This window comes from Hymenobacter ginkgonis (genome assembly GCF_009755225.1).
Classification (GTDB): Bacteria; Bacteroidota; Bacteroidia; order Cytophagales; family Hymenobacteraceae; genus Hymenobacter; species Hymenobacter ginkgonis.
In genome coordinates this window covers 923,856-944,727 of record NZ_WQKZ01000001.1, presented here as the reverse complement: position 1 = coordinate 944,727, position 20,872 = coordinate 923,856, and the positions used below count along the sequence as shown (strand labels likewise).

The 20,872-nt window shown below is 61.8% G+C and carries 17 protein-coding genes; 4 read left to right on the top strand and 13 right to left on the bottom strand.

The window, feature by feature from the left end; genetic code table 11:
- Positions 1 to 12: 12 nt before the first annotated feature.
- The 4 genes from GO988_RS03705 to GO988_RS03690 form a co-directional block, all read right to left on the bottom strand.
- Positions 13 to 933, bottom strand: coding sequence for a manganese catalase family protein (locus GO988_RS03705; RefSeq protein WP_157562160.1), 921 nt, complete (start codon positions 931 to 933; stop codon positions 13 to 15).
- Positions 934 to 1,103: 170 nt separating this feature from the next.
- Positions 1,104 to 2,288: a zinc dependent phospholipase C family protein gene (locus tag GO988_RS03700; RefSeq protein WP_157562159.1), complete on the bottom strand. Its 1,185-nt coding sequence runs from the start codon at positions 2,286 to 2,288 to the stop codon at positions 1,104 to 1,106.
- Between the two features lie 459 nt (positions 2,289 to 2,747).
- Positions 2,748 to 4,814: a M13 family metallopeptidase gene (locus tag GO988_RS03695; protein ID WP_157562158.1), complete on the bottom strand. Its 2,067-nt coding sequence runs from the start codon at positions 4,812 to 4,814 to the stop codon at positions 2,748 to 2,750.
- 287 nt (positions 4,815 to 5,101) lie between these two features.
- Positions 5,102 to 7,153, bottom strand: a complete 2,052-nt coding sequence (locus GO988_RS03690; RefSeq protein WP_157562157.1) for a M13 family metallopeptidase — start codon at positions 7,151 to 7,153, stop codon at positions 5,102 to 5,104.
- Positions 7,154 to 7,324: 171 nt separating this feature from the next.
- Between GO988_RS03690 and xseA the strand changes: the two genes are divergently transcribed.
- On the top strand, positions 7,325 to 8,731 hold the full coding sequence (xseA, locus tag GO988_RS03685; RefSeq protein ID WP_157562156.1) for an exodeoxyribonuclease VII large subunit: 1,407 nt from the start codon (positions 7,325 to 7,327) through the stop codon (positions 8,729 to 8,731).
- A 25-nt stretch (positions 8,732 to 8,756) separates the two neighbouring features.
- On the top strand, positions 8,757 to 9,080 hold the full coding sequence (gene xseB, locus GO988_RS03680; protein WP_317164779.1) for an exodeoxyribonuclease VII small subunit: 324 nt from the start codon (positions 8,757 to 8,759) through the stop codon (positions 9,078 to 9,080).
- 68 nt (positions 9,081 to 9,148) lie between these two features.
- On the opposite strand, the gene GO988_RS03675 is transcribed toward xseB, so the two are convergent.
- The 3 genes from GO988_RS03675 to GO988_RS03665 form a co-directional block, all read right to left on the bottom strand.
- Positions 9,149 to 9,688, bottom strand: a complete 540-nt coding sequence (locus GO988_RS03675; protein ID WP_157562154.1) for a heme NO-binding domain-containing protein — start codon at positions 9,686 to 9,688, stop codon at positions 9,149 to 9,151.
- Positions 9,689 to 9,842: 154 nt separating this feature from the next.
- On the bottom strand, positions 9,843 to 10,715 hold the full coding sequence (locus GO988_RS03670) for an anti-sigma factor (protein WP_157562153.1): 873 nt from the start codon (positions 10,713 to 10,715) through the stop codon (positions 9,843 to 9,845).
- Between the two features lie 20 nt (positions 10,716 to 10,735).
- On the bottom strand, positions 10,736 to 11,296 hold the full coding sequence (locus GO988_RS03665) for an RNA polymerase sigma factor (protein WP_317164778.1): 561 nt from the start codon (positions 11,294 to 11,296) through the stop codon (positions 10,736 to 10,738).
- Positions 11,297 to 11,546: 250 nt separating this feature from the next.
- On the opposite strand from GO988_RS03665, the gene GO988_RS03660 reads away from it, so the two are divergent.
- A complete protein-coding gene (locus GO988_RS03660; protein ID WP_157562152.1) occupies positions 11,547 to 12,944 on the top strand; it encodes an NAD-dependent succinate-semialdehyde dehydrogenase in 1,398 nt (465 codons plus the stop codon).
- Between the two features lie 105 nt (positions 12,945 to 13,049).
- On the opposite strand, the gene GO988_RS03655 is transcribed toward GO988_RS03660, so the two are convergent.
- From GO988_RS03655 to GO988_RS03635, 5 genes are all read right to left on the bottom strand, one after another.
- Entirely contained in the window at positions 13,050 to 13,817 is a 768-nt protein-coding gene (locus GO988_RS03655) for a YdcF family protein (protein ID WP_157562151.1), read from the bottom strand.
- A 91-nt stretch (positions 13,818 to 13,908) separates the two neighbouring features.
- On the bottom strand, positions 13,909 to 14,265 hold the full coding sequence (locus GO988_RS03650) for a thioredoxin family protein (protein ID WP_157562150.1): 357 nt from the start codon (positions 14,263 to 14,265) through the stop codon (positions 13,909 to 13,911).
- A 72-nt stretch (positions 14,266 to 14,337) separates the two neighbouring features.
- Positions 14,338 to 16,104, bottom strand: a complete 1,767-nt coding sequence (locus tag GO988_RS03645) for a DUF885 domain-containing protein (RefSeq protein WP_157562149.1) — start codon at positions 16,102 to 16,104, stop codon at positions 14,338 to 14,340.
- Positions 16,105 to 16,216: 112 nt separating this feature from the next.
- Positions 16,217 to 16,834 carry a class I SAM-dependent methyltransferase gene (locus tag GO988_RS03640; protein ID WP_157562148.1) on the bottom strand — a complete coding sequence of 206 codons (618 nt, stop codon included), beginning with the start codon at positions 16,832 to 16,834 and terminating at the stop codon, positions 16,217 to 16,219.
- Between the two features lie 195 nt (positions 16,835 to 17,029).
- Entirely contained in the window at positions 17,030 to 18,097 is a 1,068-nt protein-coding gene (locus GO988_RS03635; protein WP_157562147.1) for a fatty acid desaturase family protein, read from the bottom strand.
- A gap of 416 nt (positions 18,098 to 18,513) precedes the next feature.
- Here GO988_RS03635 and GO988_RS03630 point away from each other — a divergent pair, with 416 nt between their 5' ends.
- Complete coding sequence (locus tag GO988_RS03630; RefSeq protein WP_232341353.1) at positions 18,514 to 19,944, top strand: DNA/RNA non-specific endonuclease; 1,431 nt, start codon at positions 18,514 to 18,516, stop codon at positions 19,942 to 19,944.
- Here GO988_RS03630 and GO988_RS03625 read toward each other — a convergent pair.
- Positions 19,941 to 20,792 (bottom strand): alpha/beta hydrolase, encoded by an 852-nt coding sequence (locus GO988_RS03625; RefSeq protein WP_157562146.1) that lies wholly within the window; start codon positions 20,790 to 20,792, stop codon positions 19,941 to 19,943. The two genes, GO988_RS03630 and GO988_RS03625, sit on opposite strands and share 4 nt — an antisense overlap.
- Between the last annotated feature and the right edge of the window lie 80 nt (positions 20,793 to 20,872).

Sequence of the window (20,872 nt, the reverse complement as noted above, 5' to 3'; positions counted from 1 at the left end):
GTACTTACTGGCCTAGCGGTAGGCGCGCAACTCCTTTTCCAAGCCAAGTTTCTTGGCGATGTCAGCAAACATTTCGGGGTCAAAATCGTCTTCACCGGGCGAGTTAAGCTGGGGTTCCTCTTCGAGCACGGGGTAGGGCACGCCTTTGATGGCGCCTTCCTTCACCACGAGTTCCGAGCCGTCTTCGGGGTGCTGGCCATTCCAGATAAAGCCGGCTTCCTTGTAGGCATTGGGCGAGAACGTGTACAGCTCGCGGTGCAGGCCGTGCTTCATAAACTCGCGCGCTTCGGGGAAGGCTTTGTTGGAGAGGTTCGGCACGGGCATGATTTTCTTCACGTCTACGCCGGTCAGCTTCTCCAGGGCCAGGGCGTAGGCATACACGTGCAGGCCGCCGCGCACCAGCAGGTAGCCCACCATGGTGCGGGCGCAGGGGTCGGTTACCATCTCGTACACCCGCATTTTGTTGGCACGGGCGCCGCACTCCAAGAAGAAGTTGTGCAGCAAGTCGAGGCGCAAGTTGCCCGAGCTAAATACGTTGTCGCCCGTCCAGGGGCGGCCCATGGAGTCTACCGGCAGCGCGGCCTGGCCGCTGGCCAAGAAGTGGTGCGTATTGCGGGCATCGGCAGCGCCGGCCAGTGGGCCGGGCACGGGGTCGGTGCCGCGCTTGGTGGTGCCCGTTAGCAGCAGGTTGATGGCGTAGCTAACGGCCTCAATGTGCGAATACTCTTCGGCGGCAATAGCGGCCGTGAGCGAGTAGAATGGCCGCAGCCGGTTGCGCCCCCGAAAGTTGAACGACTGAAACGTGTAGTTCATTAGGGTGCTCATCTCACCAAATTTGCCGCCTAGCAATTCCTGCACGGCAGCGGCATCGTTGGCCGAAGGATTTTTGGGCTTGGGCAAGTCAAGTGACAGCTCGTCTAAACGCAGTATCATAGGCAAAAATGGTGAGGTGAAACAGTAAAAAAGCTGGCCCCGCCGCAGGCGGAACCAGCTTCTTATACGGCCACTTTGGCGCGGCAATCATCCACTATTTTATAGCCTGAACTATACGGCGAGGGCATTTTTCACGCAACATTCACGGTATTTGCGCGCTGCGCCCAGCATCACTTCTGCTTAACTTTTTCGGTGCCCGCGGCGCCCTTGGTTTTCACCTTCACTTTGGTGGCGCCGGCGGGCGCCGCCTCGGGGGTAGCGGGGGGGGTAGGCGTGGGGGGCGCCGCCTCGGGTGGGGGCGGCGGGGCAGCCTCGCCGTCGGCGGCCTTTATTTCGTCGGGGGCTTCGGCTTTTTTCTCTTTTTGCTGGGCCAGCAACAGCTTGTCTTGGGGCAGCGAGTTGGCTTTCCAAGAGGTGAGCTGGGCCGCCAGGGATTCTTTTTCCTCCTTGCCGAGCTTGGCGGGGGCCATAAGCTTGCTGAGGTCGGGCCGGCCGGCTTCCTGCCAGGCCGTGAGCCACATTGACGCCACCATGGGTGCGGCCGTTTGCAGGCGGTAGTCTACCTGGCCACCCACTTCCTTGTTGTAAGCGGCGGCAAAGGCATCGGAGTAGCGGCGCTGGGTGTGGCCAAAGCGGTGGCTATACGTGTACTTGGTTTGGGGCGTGAAGCCCTTGCTCACCTTGGCTTCGAGGTCGTAGGTGGCCGTGAGGAAGCCGTAGCTGCTCTGGATGACCCCCCAAATGGCGGCCAGCGGGTCTTTGAGCACCTTCCCCTCTTCCCCCGTCAGCTTATAAGCGTTGATAAACTGCTCGGGCAGCTGGCTTTCCCAGAGGCTGTGCAGCCCGGTTTGGCCCGTAAGCTGGCCGTCGTAGTTGACGGTGGTATGCAGCGGCACGAAGGCATCGGCGGTGTAGTGGCTTAGCTCGGCCGAGTACATAATGATGCCCACCGTGTCGCGCTCGCTAAACGCCGATACCAGCTTGTTCTTGGTTTCGATGACCGTCCAGGGCACAGTGCCGTACTTTTTGAGGGTATCGGCCGAGAACTTCTCCACTGCCTCGTCGTAGCCGCGGGGCACCTTGGCAAAGGGGTTGTCCTCCGAGTAGTGGTCCATGTCGATGAAGTGGCGAGCGGCCTCCTCCGGGTCTTTGGTACGGCGCTCGTCGGGGGCGGTGCTCAAGCGTACCAGCTCAGGCAAGTGCCGAAAGTAGAAGGCTTGCAAGCCCGCGGGCAGTTCGTACACGGCTACCTGCGTGATGACGCGGTGCCCAAAAAAGCCCCAGGCCTGCGCAGCCGGTGCCAGCGGCCCCAGCAGCAGCGCTGCCAGCCCAAGCGATAAAAATATCTTTCTCATAAAGCGAATACAATGGCCGGGCCCTACCCCCTCGGGTGGGCCAGCGGGGCCGAAGTTCGGGGCGGGCGCGCATATTTCCACCACTGGGCGGGCGCGAGGGAGTAGGCCCCCGGACCCCGGCAAAATCCAGTTTGCCAAATGCCAGAATCTTACACGTTCAGAACCCAACCTCCATTGCCCCTCGCTGCGTACAAGCCCTACCTTACTCTTGCCGCCTACTCTAGAAAAGCCACCAGCAGCGCTCGGTTTCCCAAAACGACGCGGCGGCCTATTCTGAGAAATAAAACAAACTTGTGTGTGGAGGTTGCAAAACCCCTGGCTGTAGCGGACTACTAAGCCCGGCTTTCTCTTGCGGGAAGCTGGGCTTTTTGTTGTAGCGTAGCTTCAAAGCTGAGCTGCAACAAAAAAGCCTGGCTATAAAGCCAGGCTTTTTTTATACACAAGTACTTTACCTACCCCCTACCAAATGCGCGAGCGGTCGGCTTCGGCACGCACCATCTTGGTGCCGTCTTTGCAGCCGAAGGCCTGGTAAAACTCAGGCATGTTCATGAGCGGGCCGTTAGTGCGGTACTGGCCGGGCGAGTGCGGGTCGGTCTGGATTTGCTGGCGCAGGGCCTCGGGGCGCTGGTTCGAGCGCCAGATTTGGGCGTAGCCCAGGAAGAAGCGTTGGTTGGGCGTGAAGCCGTCAATCTGCTTGCCGGCTTTGGCCTGCGCCGTCTTCTGAAACGCCTGGTAGGCGATGGTGAGGCCGCCAATGTCGGCTAGGTTTTCGCCCATCGTCAGGTCGCCGTTCACGTGCACCGAGTCGAGGGGCGAGAAGGCGCTGTACTGCTTGCCCACCATCGCGGCTTTGGCCATAAATTTCTCGCCGTCTTCTTTAGTCCACCAGTCGCGCAGGTTGCCCTTAGCGTCCGAGCGGCGGCCCTGGTCGTCGAAGCCGTGGGTCATTTCGTGGCCAATCACGGCCCCTACCCCCCCGTAGTTCACGGCGTCATCGGCCTTGGGGTCGTAGAAGGGCGGCTGCAAAATGCCGGCCGGGAACACAATCTCGTTCATGCTCGAGTTGTAGTACGCGTTCACGGTGGGCGGCGTCATGCCCCACTCGCCGCGGTCAATTGGCTTGCCAAACTTCTTGAGGTTGTCCTCATTAGCCCACTCGGCGGTGGCGAAAATGTTTTGCAACGCACTCGTGCGCGTGATTTTCAGCTTCGAGTAGTCCTTCCACTTGTCGGGGTAGCCGATTTTCACCGCGAAAGCGTTCAGCTTCTGAATGGCCTCCTTCTTGGTGGCGGCGCTCATCCAGTCGGTGGCCATGATGCGCTCGGCGTAGGCGGCGCGCAGGTTTTCAACCATTTGCTTGGCGCGGGCCTTGGCGGCGGGCGAAAACGCCTCGTCCACGTAGAGTTGGCCAAAAGCCTCGCCCAGCGCGCCGTCGGTGGCGCGCAACGAGCGCTTCCAGCGGGGCTGCTGCTGCTTGGCACCCGTCAGCACCTGCGAGAAGCGGAAGCTGGCGTCGTTGTAAGCTTTGGGCAGCGCCGAGGTTACGCCCGACACCAGGTGCCAGCGCAGGTACTGCTGCTGGTCGGCGATGGGCGTGTTGGTCATCAGCGTGTTAACGGCTGCCAAGTACTCGGGCTGGCCGATGATGAGGTCCTGGGCGCTGCTCAGGCCACTTTCCTTCAGCACCAGCGGCAGGTTGAGGTTGGGGTAGTCTTTGGCGGCCTGGGCCACCGGCACCTTGTTGTAGTTCTTGAGGCGGTCGCGCAGCTCAACGCGGCTGCGGCTGGCCTGAGCCATCTTGGTTTCGAGCGCGATTACGGCGTCGGCGTTGGTGGCGGCCAGGCTTGGGCTGTCGCCCAGCAGCTGGTAAATGGCAATCTGGTAGTTGCGGTACGCCGCCCGGATGCCCTTCGAGCGCCCGTCGTCCTTGAGGTAGTAGTCGCGGTCGCCGAGGCCCAGGCCGCCCTGGCCCATGCGCACGGCGTACTGGGTGCTGTTTTTGCTATCTTGCCCTACTCCAAAGCTGTACCAACCCGTACCAAACGACTTAGGGTCAGCCATGTACTTCTGAATATCGGCCAGGCTTTTGAGGCCAGCAATCTGGTTTAGGCGCGGCTGCAAATACTTGAGGCCGGCCGCTTCGATGGCCGCCGAGTCCATGGCGGCCGCGTAGAAGTCGCCTACTTTTTGCTCGTTGGTGCCGGGCTTGGCGCTGCGGTCAGCGGCAGCCTTCTCCAAGATGCGCTTCTCAATGGCCTGGTTGTTATTCGTCAGCTCGTTGAAGCTGCCCCAGCGGGTTTCGGCGGGCGGCACGGGGTTATTTTTCAGCCAAGTACCGTTCGCGTAGTGGTAAAAGTCTTCGCAGGGTGCTACCGACTGGTCGATGTTGGCCAGGCTGATGCCTATTCCTTGCTGGGGGGGGGTAGGCTTGGTAGGTTTGGCCGGCGGCCCAAAAGCCGTGGTAGCAGCCAGGCTGCCGAGCCCCAGCGTAGCGAGCGCCAACCGCGAAATGGTAGTAGAGGACATGAAAAGGAATGAGTTGAAGAAAAGACAGAAAGCCGAAAGTAAGGCATAGATGCAACCTCGGCAGCACAGTTGCATTGCTTGGGGGTAAAGGCGGGGGTAGGGTCAAAAAATTCCCGCAAAAAAAGAATGCTGCGCTGCTAAAAGAGAACGTCATGCTGAACGAAGTGAAGTATCTCGCTCGCTTCGCTGGGGAATTAACAGCCCCAGCGGCGTGGCAAAGATGCTTCACTAGCGTTCAGCATGACGTTCTCTTTTAACGGCCTTTCAAAGCCAACTACCCTGGTAGCCTACCAAATGCGGGCTTGCTCGGCCGTGGGACGCTCCATCTTATCGGAGGGCTTGCAGCCGAAAGCTTGGTAAAACTCGGGCATGTTCATGAGCGGGCCGTTGGTGCGGAACTGGGCCGGCGAGTGCGGGTCGGTTTGCACCTGCTGGCGCAGGTATTCGGGGCGAGCGTTGGTGCGCCAGATTTGGCCCCACGCCAGGAAGAAGCGCTGGTTGGGCGTGAAGCCGTCAATCGACTTGCCTTCTTTAGCCTGCGGCGTTTTCTGGAAGGCCTGGTAGGCAATGGTGAGGCCGCCGAGGTCGGCCAGGTTTTCGCCCATCGTGAGCTTGCCGTTCACGTGCACCGAGTCAAGGGGCATGAAGGCGTCGTACTGCTTGCCCACCATGGCAGCTTTGGCGTTGAACTTCTCGCCGTCTTCCTTGGTCCACCAGTCGCGCAGGTTACCGTGCGAATCGTACTGCCGGCCTTGGTCGTCGAAGCCGTGGGTCATTTCGTGGCCAATCACGGCGCCAATACCACCGTAGTTCACGGCGTCATCGGCCTTGGGGTCATAGAAGGGCGATTGCAGGATGCCGGCCGGGAATACAATCTCGTTCATCGGCGGGTTGTAGTAGGCGTTCACGGTGGGCGGCGTCATGCCCCATTCGGTGCGGTCAATTGGCTTACCAAACTTGCTCAGGTTGTCCTGGTTGGCCCACACGCGGGCGGCCAGCACGTCTTGCAAGTAGCTCTGGCGCGTAATGGTCAGCTTGGAGTAGTCCTTCCACTTGTCGGGGTAGCCGATTTTCACCACGAAGGCGTTCAGCTTCACTAGCGCTTCCTTTTTGGTGGCGGCGCTCATCCAGTCGGTAGCCATAATGCGCTCGGCGTAGGCTTTGCGCAGGTTTTCAATCATTTCCTTGGCGCGGGCCTTGGCCTGCGGCGAGAAAGCTTTATCGACGTAGAGCTGGCCAAAGGCCTCGCCCAGCGCGCCATCGGTGGCGCGCAGCATGCGCTTCCATCGTGGCTGCTGCTGCTTGGCGCCGCTCAGCACCTGCGAGAAGCGGAAGGCCTCGTCGCTGAATGCTTTCGGCAGGGCCGAAGGCACGCTGTTCACTAGGTGAAAGCGCAGGTACTGCTGCTGGTCGGCGATGGGCTCGGCGGCCAGCATGGCGCTCACTTCTTTCAGGAAAGCGGGCTGGCCCACAATTACTTCCTTGGCCGTGCCCAAGCCCATCGCCTTGAGCATCAGGGGCAGGTTGAGGTTCGGAAATTCTTTGCTGGCCTGAGCTACCGTCAGCTTGTTGTAGTTGGCAATGGGGTCGCGCAGGTCTACGGGGCTTTTGCTGGCTTTGGCCAGGCGCATCTCAATGCGCATCACCTTGGCGGCGTTGGCGGTAGCTGTGGCCTCGCTGTCGCCCAGGTTTTTGAAGGTGTTTACCAGGTACGACTGGTACGCGGCCCGAATGCTTTTCGAGCGCGCATCATCCTTCAGGTAGTAGTCGCGGTTGGGCAGCGTGAGGCCGCCCTGGTAAAACTGAAAGGCGTACTGGGTGCTGATTTTCTCGTCTTGCCCCACGCCCGCGTTAAACCACGCGCTGCCGGCCTGCGACTTAGGGTCGGCCAGGAAGGCCTGCATTTGCGGCAGCGTTTTAATGGCCGCAATGCGGTCGAGGTAGGGCTTGAGGTAGGTCAGGCCCGCTTTTTCGATGGCCATCGTGTCCATCGCAGCGGCGTAGAAGTCGCCTACTTTCTGGGCGTTGGTGCCCTTGGCGGCGGTTCCCGCGTTGCGGGCCAGCTCCTCCAGAATGGCTTTTTGGGTGGCGTTGTTGCGGTCGGCCAGCTCGTTGAAGCTACCCCAGCGGCTTTCGGCGGCTGGCACGGGGTTGTTTTTCAGCCAGTTGCCCGAAGCATAAAGGAAGAAGTTATCGCAGGGCGATACCGACTTGTCGATGTTGGCCGGGTTGATGCCAACGGGAGAGGTAGTTTGGGCCGCGGCGGGGGTGCCAATGGCCAGGCCCAGCGCCGCTACGGCTAGGGCCGCGCCCCGCTGGTAACGGGAAGTTTTTGACATGTAAGAAGAAAAATGTGGATGGGTTGGGGCCCGCAAGTTAGCGTCGGGACAACGACGCCACAAAGGCTGGACTGTTGCAGGCGGCTGGGTGGGGTAGGCGGTAGCTAGCCGGGGCGGTACTTTTACTACTTGTTACTTATCCGGCAAGCGCCAGCTTCCCGTACGCAGTTTATGCCGCTTTACCCCCGCCGCGCCGCCCCTACCCCCGCCGAGCCGGCCGCCCCGCTTAGCCTGGGCGCGCTGCTCACGCAGGTGCGCGCCGCCCTGCACCACCGCTTCCCCGACAGCTACTGGGTGGTGGCCGAGGTAGCCGAAATGACCCGCCCGCGCCAGCAGGGCGGCCACTGCTACCTCACCCTCACCGAGCCCGCCGCGGGCGCCGAGGCCCTGGGCTTCACGGCGCAGGCCCGGGCCACGCTTTGGGGCAGCCGCTATGCCCAAATCGCGCCCGCTTTTGCCGAGGCCACCGGCCAAGAGCTGCGCCCTGGCCTGCGCCTGCTGCTGCGCGTGAAGGTGACCTTTCACGAGCAGTACGGCTTTTCGCTCGATGTGCTGGCTCTCGACCCCAGCTACACCGTGGGCGAGCTGGCCCGCCTGCGCCTAGCTACCCTGCGCCGCTTGCAGGAGAAAGACCTGCTCGAGCGCCAGCAGGAATTGGCCCTACCCCTCGGTCCGCAGCGCCTGGCTATTATCTCCTCCCCCACGGCGGCGGGCTTCCAAGACTTTGTGCATCAGCTTGAAGAGGCGCCTTACGACTTTGCCCTCACGCTGTTTCCGGCGCTTATGCAGGGCGAGGGCGCGCCCGAAAGTATTCGGGGTGCCCTCGATGCCATCCGGCCGCGCCGGGGGCAGTTTGAGGTCGTTATCCTTATTCGGGGTGGTGGCTCGAAAACAGATTTGCTGGCCTTTGACGAGTATGGCCTGGCGGCGGCCGTGGCCTCGTTTCCGCTGCCCGTGCTCACCGGCATCGGCCACGAGCGCGACGAGGCGGTGGTGGACCTCGTGGCCCACCGCGCCCTCAAAACCCCCACCGCCGTGGCCGCCTTTCTGGTAGACCGCCTGGCCCGGCTCGAAGGTATTTTTCTAGATTACGCCGAGCGCGTGGCGGCGCTTAGCCAGCAGCACTTGGCCCGCCACCACGCCCACCTCCAGCGCCTGGCCGACCACTCGCGCGAGGCCGCGCGCCAGCAGCTGCGCCGCACCCAGGCGGCACTAGCGCAGCGCAGCCGCCAAGCTACGCAGGTGCCACGCCAGCACTTGCGCCAGCTCGGCCAGCAGCTCGAAAGTTTTCGCTATACCCTACCCCAGGCGGCGCGCCGCAGCCTCACTCGCGAGGAGCAGCGCCTGCGCCAGCGCTCGCGCACGGTGCTGCGCCGCTTTGCGCGCCACCACCAGCGGCGGCGCGAGCAGCTACTGCGCCAGCGCTTTTTGTTGCAGCGCGGGCTGGAAAAGAAATTGGTGCGTTTAGAGCTAAAAGTGCTGCATTTGGAAACGGCTGCCCTGCGGCGCGAAAACCAAATTTTGCGCCAGCAACCTACGCTGGCTCAGCCCTCCGGCTTGCCAACGCACAACGCCTAATTCTCTTACTATAATCCAAACAGAAGTGACCTACAACGAAGCCATTCAAGAATTAGAAACCATTCTTCGCAGCCTCGAAACCGACCAGGTAGATGTCGACGACCTTACGGCCCGCGCCGAGCGCTCGGCCGAGCTCATCCGGCTGTGCCGCCACAAGCTGCGCCACGCCGAGGCCTCGCTCGACCGCGTATTCGACTCGCTTGATGAAGAAGAAACCGAGCCCGAAGAGGACGACGAAGACCTTGACGACGATGACCTTGCCGAGGACGACAGCGAAGACGACGATGCAGAAGACGACGATTATCAGCCCGGCGGCCCTGGCCGGCCCGCGCAGCCTCGGCTATTTTAGCCGCTCAGCTTACCTGAAGGGGGTAGGGTGCGGGTGCAAGCGCCGCACCCTGCCCAAGGCGCCGGAAATTAATTGCGGCGAACGTGAATTTGCACGCGCTCGCCGTCTTCGCTGGTGGTAGGCAGCACGTCGATGCGGTCGGCTTCGTCGTAGTAAGTGGCTACGCCGCGCACAATGCCCACGGCCAGCCCCCCCATGCGGCGCGCCGACACATAATCAATCAGCAGTTCGTTGGCGTTGAGGCGCGTGACCTGAAGCACGGGCGGCGCATTGTCGATATGCTCGCGCCGCACTTGGTTATGCAGGCTATTTTCGGTGTGCTCCAGCATATCAAGCGTGCGCCAGTCGGGGTTCAAGTACTTCTGGTACATATACATGAGGTCGGGCACGAGGTATTCGCCAAACTTCTCGTGTAGCTCGCCAGCCGGAATACCCGTCATCTCGGCAGCCCGGCCTATCAAGGCGTACAAATGCTCGTCGGGGTACACTTCCTTGTGGCTAAAATTCCCTTCTTCGAGGCCCGCCAGTTCTACCAGCTTCACCCAAGTGCTGTGGTCGTATTGCGTCTGAACGTATCGTTTGAGCAGCGTTAGAATGGTGCCGTGCATCAGGGAGGGGATTAAAGCTGCTCGCTAAACGACTGAGCCAGGCAAAAAGTTAAAAGGGATGCTACCCGGCTTTTCAGCTAGGTAGCATCCCTTTTTTTACCTGTGCGTGGCGGGCGCTAGGCTTAAAATATTTATAACGAGCGCGTTAGCGAAGTCAAATATTTCCAATCACCGTCATAGTGGTGAGGGTGGGGCCGGCGCTGCCGCCCGTGGGTTCCACCGTCATGGCAAAAGCCTGGGCGCTGGCAATATCCTTCATGAGCTGCAGGCTGTCGCCGGTGGCCGTATTAATGGCCAGCACGCCCGCATCAACAGGCTTGCCGTTGTCGAGGGCCCACAGCTGGTACTGCTTGCCCGCGGGCAAGGCAGGTAGCTGCTGCACATCTACATACACGCGGTGCGAGGCTTTATTAAACAGCACGCGAGCGTGCGCTTGGGGGTGAGCGGGCGTGCCAGCCAGCGCCACCATTTTAAACTCGTTGGGCGAGCGCAGTACATGTAGCTGCTCCTGCGTAGAGGTGAGGCGGCGCTCCATTACTTGCGAGGTTTGGGCAAAGCGGGCCTGGCTGTTTTGAGCGGCTACCAAAGCCGTATTGGCCTGCTGCCAGCGGGTGTAGAACAGCGCGTTAGCTAGTAGGCTTAGTAGCAGGGCCACCGAGGCGGCAATGGCTAGCTCGTTGCGGCGCGGGGCGGGCTCGGCAGCTGCGGCGGGCTGGGGGGGGTAGGCGTTGGATGCCGATACGCGCATGGTAGTGGCTTCGGCCACCAGGTTTTCGGCGGCATCAACAGGGCGCCCAATTTCGGCTAGTACGCGGCCCAGCACCCGCTCGCGCAGGCCGGCCGGCGGTGTAATGGCATGTACTTCAGCGTAAACGCCCGCGCCCGCCAACAGCTCGTCGAGTTCTTGGCGCACTTCGGGCGAGCGCCGGGCCCAGGCCTCTACCTCGGCCTGGCCGGCCGGATCTAGCTCACCCAGCGCATATTGCGTTAAGCGGCCCGACTCTATATAGGTTTGGAAATCTTCCACGGATGGTTCGAATAATGCTGTTAGCGGATAAGTTTGGCAAGAATCTTCAGCGCGGTTCGAGCCCGTGTTTTCACTGTGCCTAGCGGCAGGTTTAGTTCTTCGGCCGCCTCACTCTGAGTGAAACCGCCAAAATAGAGCAGGTCGATAACCTGCCGCTGCTCGGGCACTAGCTGCTTCGTAATTTCTTGCAGGCCAACATGCTCGGGGCGGAAAGTTTCCGGGGCAGCCTGCCGCTGGGCGGCAAGGCTATCGTCGAGGCCCTGGGTTTTAGAACCTACGCGATGTTGCCGCGAGCGGATTTTGTCGATGGCCAAATTCCGGCTAATATTTACAACCCAGGTAAAAAGCCGGCCCTTGGTGGTGTCGTAGCTTTCCATGGCGTGCCAGATTTTGACCAGTGCTTCTTGCAGCACATCCTCGGCTTCGTCGTCGGCTTTCACAATGCGGTGAATGACGCCGTATAGGGCCGCCGAGTAGCGGTCGTAGAACTCGGTCATGGCCGACTGGTCCCGCGCTCGCAAGCGCTGGACCAGTGCCGCTTCGGCGGCAGTTGGGGTGGAGATGAGGGGTAGGTCGGACACGGGTAGGGCGACGGGGACTAAACCGGAGAAGCCAGCCGAAACGTTCGGTAACTCTGGGCGAAAGTAGGGGTAAGAGGCGTTTTTGACCCGCTAACCAGCGGCTGGCTCGCAGTGCTTGGGCAACCAAGCGCGCAACCCAGATGGGGGTTATACGGTTTGGCAAGGCAAGCGGCCGCCCAATTGGGCGGCTCCGCCTCAATTAGGTAGTAGCTGGCAATGCGGCGCTTACCTTCTTCCTACCCCCTCCCCCATGGCTATCGAATCCATCAACCCTTATACTGGCCGCCGGCTGCGCCGCTACGCTGCATTTTCGTGGGCTAAGACCGAGCGGATTTTAGCCCAGGCGCACCGCGCGGCGGTGCAGTGGCGCACTACCACGTTTGCCGAGCGTGCGGCCGTGCTGCGCCGGGCTGCCGCGCTGCTGCGCGAGCGCCAAGAGGACTTGGCCCGCCTTATGGCCCTCGAAATGGGCAAACCCCTGCGCGACGGCCGCGCCGAAGCCCAAAAATGCGCCGCCTGCTGCGACTTCTACGCCGCGCACGCCGAGAACTTTTTGGCCGATGAGCTGGTAAAAACGGATGCCGGCCGCAGCTTTATCAGCCACGCGCCGCTGGGCGTGGTACTGGCCATTATGCCCTGGAATTTTCCGCTTTGGCAGGTGGTGCGCTTTGCCGCGCCGGCCCTGATGGCGGGCAATGTGGGCCTACTCAAGCACGCGCCCAACGTGCCACAGTGCGCGTTGGCGCTGGAAAAGATTTTTCACGACGCGGGCCTACCCCCCGCCGCGTTCCGGACCTTGCTTATTGAGACGGATTTGGTGGAAAAACTACTGGCCGACGACCGCTTGCGGGCCGTGACGCTCACCGGCTCGGAGCGGGCGGGCAGCGCCGTGGCCGCGGCGGCCGGGCAGCACATCAAAAAAACCGTGCTGGAGTTGGGCGGCTCCGACCCCTTTATCGTGCTGGCGGATGCCGACGTGGCGCTGGCGGCCCAAACCGCTGCCCAAGCGCGCATGATTAATGCGGGCCAGAGCTGCATTGCGGCCAAGCGTTTTATTATCGAAAAGCCCGTGTACCGCGAATTTGTGCAGCTGCTAAAAGGGCACCTGGCGCAGTTGCGCTACGGCGACCCGCTCGACGAAGCCACCGACTACGGCCCGCTAGCCCGCCCCGACCTGGCCGACGGCCTAGCCCAGCAAGTGGCCGACTCCGTAGCGCAGGGTGCCAAAATAGAGCTGGCGGGCGGTCAGGCCCAGCCCGGCGCCACGCGCTTCGACCCCATGGTTTTGAGCAACATCAAGCCTGGCCAGCGCGCCTACACCGAGGAGCTGTTTGGGCCCGTGGCCCTCGTGTTTGTTGCCAAAGACGCGGCCGATGCTGTACGCCTGGCCAACGACTCGCGCTTTGGGCTGGGCGCGGCCGTTTGGACGCGCGACGTGGCCCAGGGCGAAGCCTTGGCCCGCCAGCTCGAAAGCGGGGCCGTTTTCATCAACGGCTTAGTAAAATCGATGAACGAGCTGCCCTTCGGCGGCGTCAAGAAATCGGGCTACGGCCGCGAGTTGTCGGCGCTGGGCATCCGCGAGTTTGTCAACCAGAAATCGGTGTGGATTGCCAAAGAAGCGCAGCCCAGCCACGAAAAAACGGAGTAGGCCCCTAGCTGATTGTTTAGTCATTGCTAGCGGTTGTGGCCGCGCTACGCTCACCGTAACTGAAGGGGTAGGGCCCTGCGGACAGTATAGCCCTACCCCCTTTGGCTAGCAGTAGCCCGCAGCTTTATACACCAAGTAGCCAGCCATTTCGTGCAGCAGCAAGCTCCAGCGGGTGAGGGCGTCGATGTCGGGCACGAGCCAGTAGTCGGGCGTCCAGTAGCGGTCGGTGGTGCGAAAGTCGCCGGGGAAGGCCTGCGCCTGCAAGCCTACTTTCGCAAAGCACCCCTGCGCCCGCCGTTGGTGAAAGGCCGACGTAATGAGCACCAGCGACTTGATATCGGGATGTTGGGCAAGCAGCTGCTTGGTATAGCGCGCGTTCTCGCGGGTGTTGCGGCTGCGCTCTTCGAGCAGAATAGCCTGGCGGGGCACCTTGGCCAGCAGCAGCAGCGTGGCCAGGTCGGCGGCCTCGGTGCTAGCCGTGGCCAGCACCGCCCCCGAGCCGCCCGAGATGATGATGTGCCGCACCAGCCCCGCCCGGTACAGCCACAGCGTGTAGGTAAAGCGGTCGCCGCCGCGGTGCAGGTACACGCGGTCGTGGGGCGATTTTTGGCCGCTCGTGACGCCCGTGAGCAGCACCACCGCATCGGCCGGGGCAATGGCGCGCAGCGGCACGGGCGGTTTTTCCCAGGCTAGCAGCGCCTCATTTACCAAGGCGTTGTTGGTGCCCAGCAGCGTGAGCAGCGCGGCGGCACGCAGCCAGTTGCGCTGGGCGCGGCCGCCGCCCTTAGCCACCAGGGCGGCTAGCAGCAGCGCCACCAGCCACACGGCGGGCAGCAGCACCACATCGAGGGTTTTGGAGAGTAGAAAGAACAAGTGTTGCGCTGAATTGGGTACTGGTCACAAAAGAACGTCATGCTTCGCTACGCTCAGCATGACGTTCTATAGTTTTTCAGCTTAATCAGCCCTACCCTGCCACGGGCACGAAAGCGCGCAGGCGGTCGAGCTGAGCCACTACTTCGGCCTCGGTAGTAAGGGCATCGCATTCGAGTAGGCGGCCCTGGCAATAGCTCACAAAAAAAGGGGCTATTTTTTCAGCCATCATTTTTTTGGCCACCGGGTTTTCGTCCGAGTTGAGACGCACAAACAGAATACCCACGTTTTCGGGCGCATCCACAAACTTGGCGAATGGCGGGGCAAGCAACTCACACGCCGCACAATTTTCGGAGGTGAACTTGGCAAATACTTTTAGGTGCTCGTGGGTGAGGCGGCGCAGGTGGTCGTCGTCCGTATCAACTACGTGCTGGCGGGCTTCTTCGGTCATAGAGAACAGGTTGGGAATTGCGGCTGAAACCAGCCGGCTGGGGCAAAGGTTCGGCCGGTGGCCGCGGGCGCTTTAACGGTGCAGCATCAGTTCGCGGATATATTTGACAGGTGCGCTGCCGTAGCTCAAAAATAGCTCGTTGAAGTTTTTCAGGTTGAATTTCGCACCTTCGCGCGCCTTCACTTCGTCGCGTAGGGCCACAATTTCGGTGTAGCCCGTAAAGTACGAGCTAAGCTGCACCTGGCTAAGCGTGGCGCGGTGCCACTTGTTGCGCGCCTCCGCCTCTTCTTGGAAGCCGGCGCCGGTCAGCAGCGCTACCACATCTTTTTCGCTGGCATTCTGGGTCTGAATGAGGTTATCGACCACTGCGTTCAGGGTCGAGCGCATGTTCCACTTGTCCCACAGCAGCCAGATTTCATCCGAATTGTTGCCGTAGCCACTTTCCAGCATCATGCGCTCCGAGTACACGGCCCAGCCCTCAACCATCGCCCCGTTGCCGAAGATGCTTTTCACTAGCGAGGGCGAGCGGTTGGCGTACACGAGCTGCGTGTAGTGCCCCGGAATGGCCTCGTGGATGTTGAGAATTTGCAGGGTGTAGTCGTTGTACTCGCGCAGGTAGCTCTCGGCCTGGGCGGCCGTCCAGGTGGGGGGTAGGGGCTCCACGTTGTAGTAGGTATTGGCCTGCTTGTCGTAGGGGCCGGGGGGGCTCACGCTGGCGCCCGCCCCGCTGCCGCGCATGTAGAGCGGTGTTTCGCGCACCACCAGCGGCTTGCTGGGGTCCTGGGTAAGCAAGTGGTGGTCGTTCACGAATTTGGTGAGGGTCGGGATTTGGCGTTTCACCGCATCCACGAAGCCCTCGCGCGGGGCGTGCTTCAGCGTCAGCTTGTCAATGACCTGGCGGATGAGCAGCAACGTATCCTTCGGCAGGGGCTGGCCGGCGCAATACTTGGGGAAAAGCCGCGCCGCCCGCCGGCCCATGTCGTGCAGCAGGTCGGCCTTGTGCTTTTGGGCCAGCTCCAACACCTGCGCGGCCGAGTAGCGCGACTGAATGTCGAGCGCAAACTTGCGGTCAAACAGCGCCCTACCCAGCCGAAACGAGCGGAAGCTCTGCTGCGTGAGCACTTCTTGTTTCAGAAAATCGACGTAGCCCTGCACTGCTTGCTGCGCCCCCGCAATGCGCTGGCTCAGCAGCTGCTTTTCGGCGGCACTCAGGCCCGATTTGCGCACCGAGTCGGCCAGAGCCGGGCCGAACACGGCCAGGCCGCCCTCGTTCTGGGCCACGCCCAGCGCGGCGTGCTCACGGGTGGGGTGGCTGATGTTGGCGCGAGCCGCGGCATAATAGGCGCCGGCCTGGGCAATCTTGTCGGAGATGTTGCGCAGGCGACGGTCGAGGGGGTAGTGGCGGCCATTAAGCAAGTCGCCCACGCTGGCGCCAAGGTTGTAGCTGGCCGGGTTCCACTGCCAGTTGCGCAGCGTGTCGGCGTACCAGCGCGCCGAGCGCAGCTCGTTGGCGAGCAGGCGCAAGTCAATCTGGTTGCCCGGCGAGAGGCTATCCAGGGTGAAGCCGGCCAGCGCCCCCAGGTTTTTGGCCATAAAAGCGGCATCGCTGCGGCGCTGCTGCTCGTTGGGTATCACCAGCAGCGAGTCGTATTTATGAAAACCCTGCGACGAAGCATAGTCCGGGTTCTGCTTCCACAAATCCAGAATAAACCGGTCTTTGAAGCGGTCGAACCGCGCATCGGCGGGCGTGGCGGCTGCCTGGGCAGCGGTGGTTTCAGGGGGGTTGCTAGTACAGGCGGGTAGGGCCAGCGCCAGCAAGGGGAGGTAGCGAAGCTTCATTCAACAAAAATAGGGGTGGGGCTTACCAAGCTTCCCTACTATACGCACGAGCGTGCCAAGCAACTCGCGTCCGTGGTCGCCTAGCGCCGCCTGCGCTCGGCGGCGCCTAGTTTCAACGGTACATAAACACCGTAAAGTCGCCCTCCCAATACCCTTCCAGCAGTTCGGCGCGCGAGGCCAGCGTTTGGCAAAAAGCCAGAATACCGGCGGGGTCGTAGGCCGCCAGTGGCCCACCGCCGGCCGGCTCCCAGCTAAGCAGGTTGAACCCCAGGCCCAGCTGGCAGCCGCCAAACAGCTTTTCGATGGCTTGGTAAATGAACTGCGGGTCGCGGTGGCGGTAGTTGAGCGCGCCGCTCGCCAGCACGTAGTCGGCTGGGGGCAGGGGCGTGCGCAGAAAATCGCTACTACTGAGGGTGATGCCAGCTGCATCGCGGTAGCGGGCCCGCGCTACCGCGAGCAGTTCGGGCATCTGCTCGATGCCGTGGTAGCGCACGCCGGCGTAGCGCTGCTGCAAAAAGGGATACAGGTCGGCGTAGCCGCAGCCGGCATCGAGCACCGAGTGGTGCGCCAAGTCGCCGATTTGAGTCAGAACCTGGAAACGCGCTTGCTGGCCTTCGGCGCCGGCCCAGCCTAGGGCACCGGGGCCACCGGACCCATATTTTTGAATGCGCCGCCGGTGGTAGCGAAAAATGGCCGCCGTGTCGAGCAACTGGCCTAGGGGATTGTGCATACTGAATTATTCTGATTAGGCCCACCGGCTTGGTTTTCCCAACTTCCGGCGCCCTTGCTTTAGGAGTTTGGCCCGAGATGCAGCCTCAACCTGCGTTCTCCGCGTCAGCTGGCTTAGCTGGCCTGGGGCAGCAGCACAAAAGGGCCATCAACTAGCGTTGACAGCCCTCTGCATTAAAGTGCCCTACCCCCCTCACTACGCCGCCCGGCCCATCTGCCGCAAGAAGGCAACGTGCGAGGCTACGGCGTAGCGCATTTTGGGGTATTCTTGGTAAGGCAGGCCAAATTCCTCGCAGGTTTGGCGAATAATCTTGCTGAGCACAGGGTAGTGCACGTGCGAGATTTTAGGGAAAAGGTGATGCTCCACCTGAAAATTGAGGCCGCCTACCAGCCAGCTAATCACGCGGTTGTCGGTGGCGAAGTTGGCCGTGGTGCGCAGTTGGTGAATGGCCCACTCGTCCTCCAACTTGTTGGTGACTTCGTGGGGTACTGGAAAGGCCGTTTGCTCCACGGTATGCGCCAGCTGAAACACAATGCTCAGCACGAAGCCCGCCACGCTGGCACTAACCAGAAAGCCGACTAGCCAACCCGTGAAGCCAACCGTGTAAATGGGCAGCGCGATGTAAATAATTAAGTTCAGCGCCTTAAAGCCCCAAAAAGTGAGGTGGTCGTGGCGCGTCATCGGTTTGAGGGCCACCGAACCTACTTTGCGGGTGAAGTACTTCTGGTAGTCCATCACAAAAATCCAGGAGATGTACAGCATCGAGTACAAAAACCAGAAGTACAGGTGCTGAAAGCGGTGGGCCCGGTAGCGCTTCTGGTCGGGCGTCATGCGCATCCAGGGCTGAATGTCGAGGTCGTCGTCTACCCCCTCAATATTGGTGTACATGTGGTGCACGTGGTTGTGCTTGAAATCCCACATAAAGCTGCTACCACCCAACACATTAAGAGTATAAGCGGCAAATTGATTGAGCCACGGATGGCGGCTAAAACTGCCGTGTGCCCCGTCGTGCATCACGTTGAAGCCAATGAAGGCGATAACCATGCCCGTGAGCACGCACTCGAGCAGGGCCAGGGCCGTGGGCGGCGTAAAAAACACCAGGTGCACGTACAGTGCCACCAGGCTTAGCACCAGCACCACAGCCTTGCTGAGTAGCTGGGTATTACCCGTTTGAGCCGTGCCGGCCGTTTGAAAGTGCAGAGCCGTGCGGCGGCGCAGCTCGGCGTAGAACGTGCGCGGAGGAGCGAATTTGGGAAGCGACATAAAGAGAAAAACCACCTGTTGGCTTGCCGCGCCAAAAAGGCGTCGGGGCCGTGCCGCATCTTACCCTACGGCAACCACAGCTGGCTTCTGCACCTTGCACAAGCCACTTCGCATTTGTGAAATGCAGCTGCAAAGGACGAGCATCCGCGCAGCGAAACCAGTGTTTCTTGGCTCTCCTAACGTTTAAGCTCGACAAAAAAGTGTCGCAAAAGCAGAATAGCCCGAATTTGACACGTTTTTGACGGGTTTACCTACTTGCCTGCCGTTGTGGGATGAGTGCTTCCTACCCGCAACGGTTTTGGCTGGAGCCCCTACCCCACCCTGCAGCCGCATCGGCAGCTGCTCACGCAATGTTAAGGGGGCCGTCCTATCCCTGTGCTGAGGCGCAAGCTTAGCGCGGGCCGTAGTTTCGCGCCATGCAATTGCCCGTCGCCTTCTTCGCCGCCACTTTTCTACTTGCCTGCTCGGCGCCTTCTACCGAAACCTCTACGGCGGCCACCGCCACCGTTCCAGCCCCGACCCAGGCAGCCGGCGCCTTCCCCGAAACCTTCGAGGCGGGGAGCAAAGGGGCTTACAGCGACGGTGATGAAGCGCTCGGCACCGGCGCCTGGCACTTCACCGATGCCCTTATTGGCAGCTCGGACCAGGACCATAAGGATGGCCAGCGCGCGGCCCGCCTGCGTGGCAGCCACGCCCGCCTAACGATGCTGTTTGACGCGCCGGCCGGGGTGCGGCAAATCCAAATTAGCGCGGCGGCCTACGGCGACGACGCGCCCAGCACCTGGGAGTTGTGGCTGAGCCGCGACGGTGGCCGCAACTTCCAGCGCAACGGCCAGCCCCTGACGGCCAGTGGCCCGCGCTTGCGGGTGAGCACGTTCGCCGGGGTTTCGAATGGCCCGCTGCGCCTTGAAATTCGCAAAACCAGTGGCGAGAAAACCCGGCTCAACGTAGATGATATTACGCTCATTACCAGCAGTGGCGCCGCGGTAAAGGCCGCGGTTTCTGCCCCGAGCCCTACCCCCTCGCCGGCCTCACCACGCACCACGCCTACCCCCCTGCCGCCGCGCAGCGTTGCGCAGCTGGCCGACAACGACAACCTGCTATTGGGCAACCCCAGCGGCGCTATTTCGGACCCCAGCAGCGCGACCAACTACCTGCTCCTTCATCCGCAGTACGCCACGGGCTACAATGCCCAGCGTGGGATTCCGATTTGGACGAGCTGGCACGTGGGCCGCACCGACCTCACCAAGGCCGCGCCGCGGCAAGATGATTTTCGGGCCGACCCGGCCCTCCCTCGCCAATTTTACCCAGTGGCACCGCCGAGCTATTCGGGCTCGGGCTTCGACAAAGGCCACAACTGCCCCAGCGGCGACCGCACGGCATCGCTCGACGATAACTCGGCCACTTTCTTGATGAGCAATATGGTGCCCCAGGCGCCGCAAAACAACCAGCAAACCTGGGCGCACCTCGAAGAATACACCCGCGCCCAGGTTGAGCGCGGCCAGGAAGCCTACGTGGTCATGGGCAGCTACGGCCGCGGCGGCACCGGCAAAAACGGCCCCGCCCAAACCATCGACCAGGGCCGCGTAACGGTGCCCGCCCACATCTGGAAAGTTATTGTGTTCTTGCCCGAGGGCACCAACGACCTTCAGCGCATTGCCGCCGGCCAAGGCCGCGTGGTGGCCATCGACACGCCCAACGACAACAGCATCAGCCCCGAGTGGAACCAGTACCTGACCTCGGTGGATAAAATAGAAGCCGCCTCAGGCCTCGATATTCTCAGCGCCCTACCCCCCGCCACGCAGGCCCAGCTGCAAAGCGGCGTCGATAGCGGCCGGGCGCGCTAGCCCTTACCCGCGGCCAGCTGCCCAGCCAAAAAGCGGCCCACGGCCTGCACGTTGGCCGCGGTGGTAGCCTCGTCGTCCGAAAATACCATCATCGAGCCCATGTGGTCGCCTTTGATAGGAAGCACCTCGCGGCGCTGCCGGCGGCGAGCAGCCCGCGCCACGGCCATCGAGTCGGCTAGGGTCGTGACTTTATCTTCCGTACCGGCGATGAACAGCCAAGGGCATTGTACCTGGGGCGCTACCTGGCTGTAGGTCGCGGCGTCGGCGGGCAAGAGCACTGGGCGCTCGGGCCGCGTGCGCTGGTAGTAGGCCACTACCTTTTGAGGGCTAGCCACGTAGCCCACGGTTAGCAGGAAATCGCACTGGGTGGTAGCCGCCGCCTCCGAGCCCGCAATGGTGCCCATAGAAAAGCCCAGCACGCCCACCCGCTGCCGAGGGGCGCGCCGCCGGGCCTCCGCCAGCGCCGTGCGCAGGTCGGTCGTAAACTCGGGGTAATATAGGTAATCTTGGTTGATGGCAAAGGCGTCGCTGTGCCCAAAGCCGCGGTAGTCGAATAGCAGCACCTGGTAGCCGGCCGCCGCCAGCGCCGCCGCCGGGTAAATAAGGGAGGCCATGTTTCCCGAGTCGCCCCCGGCCATTACTATCGTGGTGTGCTGAGTTGGCGCGGTAGCTGCCGGCGCTATTAACCAGGCTGCTAGGTGCACGTGGTCGGGGGTGGTAAGGGTCAGGTCCTGGTATTTTAGCCCCAGGGTGTCGGGCTTGGCCCACCACTTGGCCACGGGTTTGAGGGCCCAGGCTGAAGCAGTTTGCAACAGTAAAAGCAGCAAGAGCACACCGAATCGCACCATAAGTAGAGGGGGGTTAAAAGCGTAAAGCCAGGACCTTATGCCCTGGCTTTACTATAGACCGTCCTCTTCGTATTCCGTTG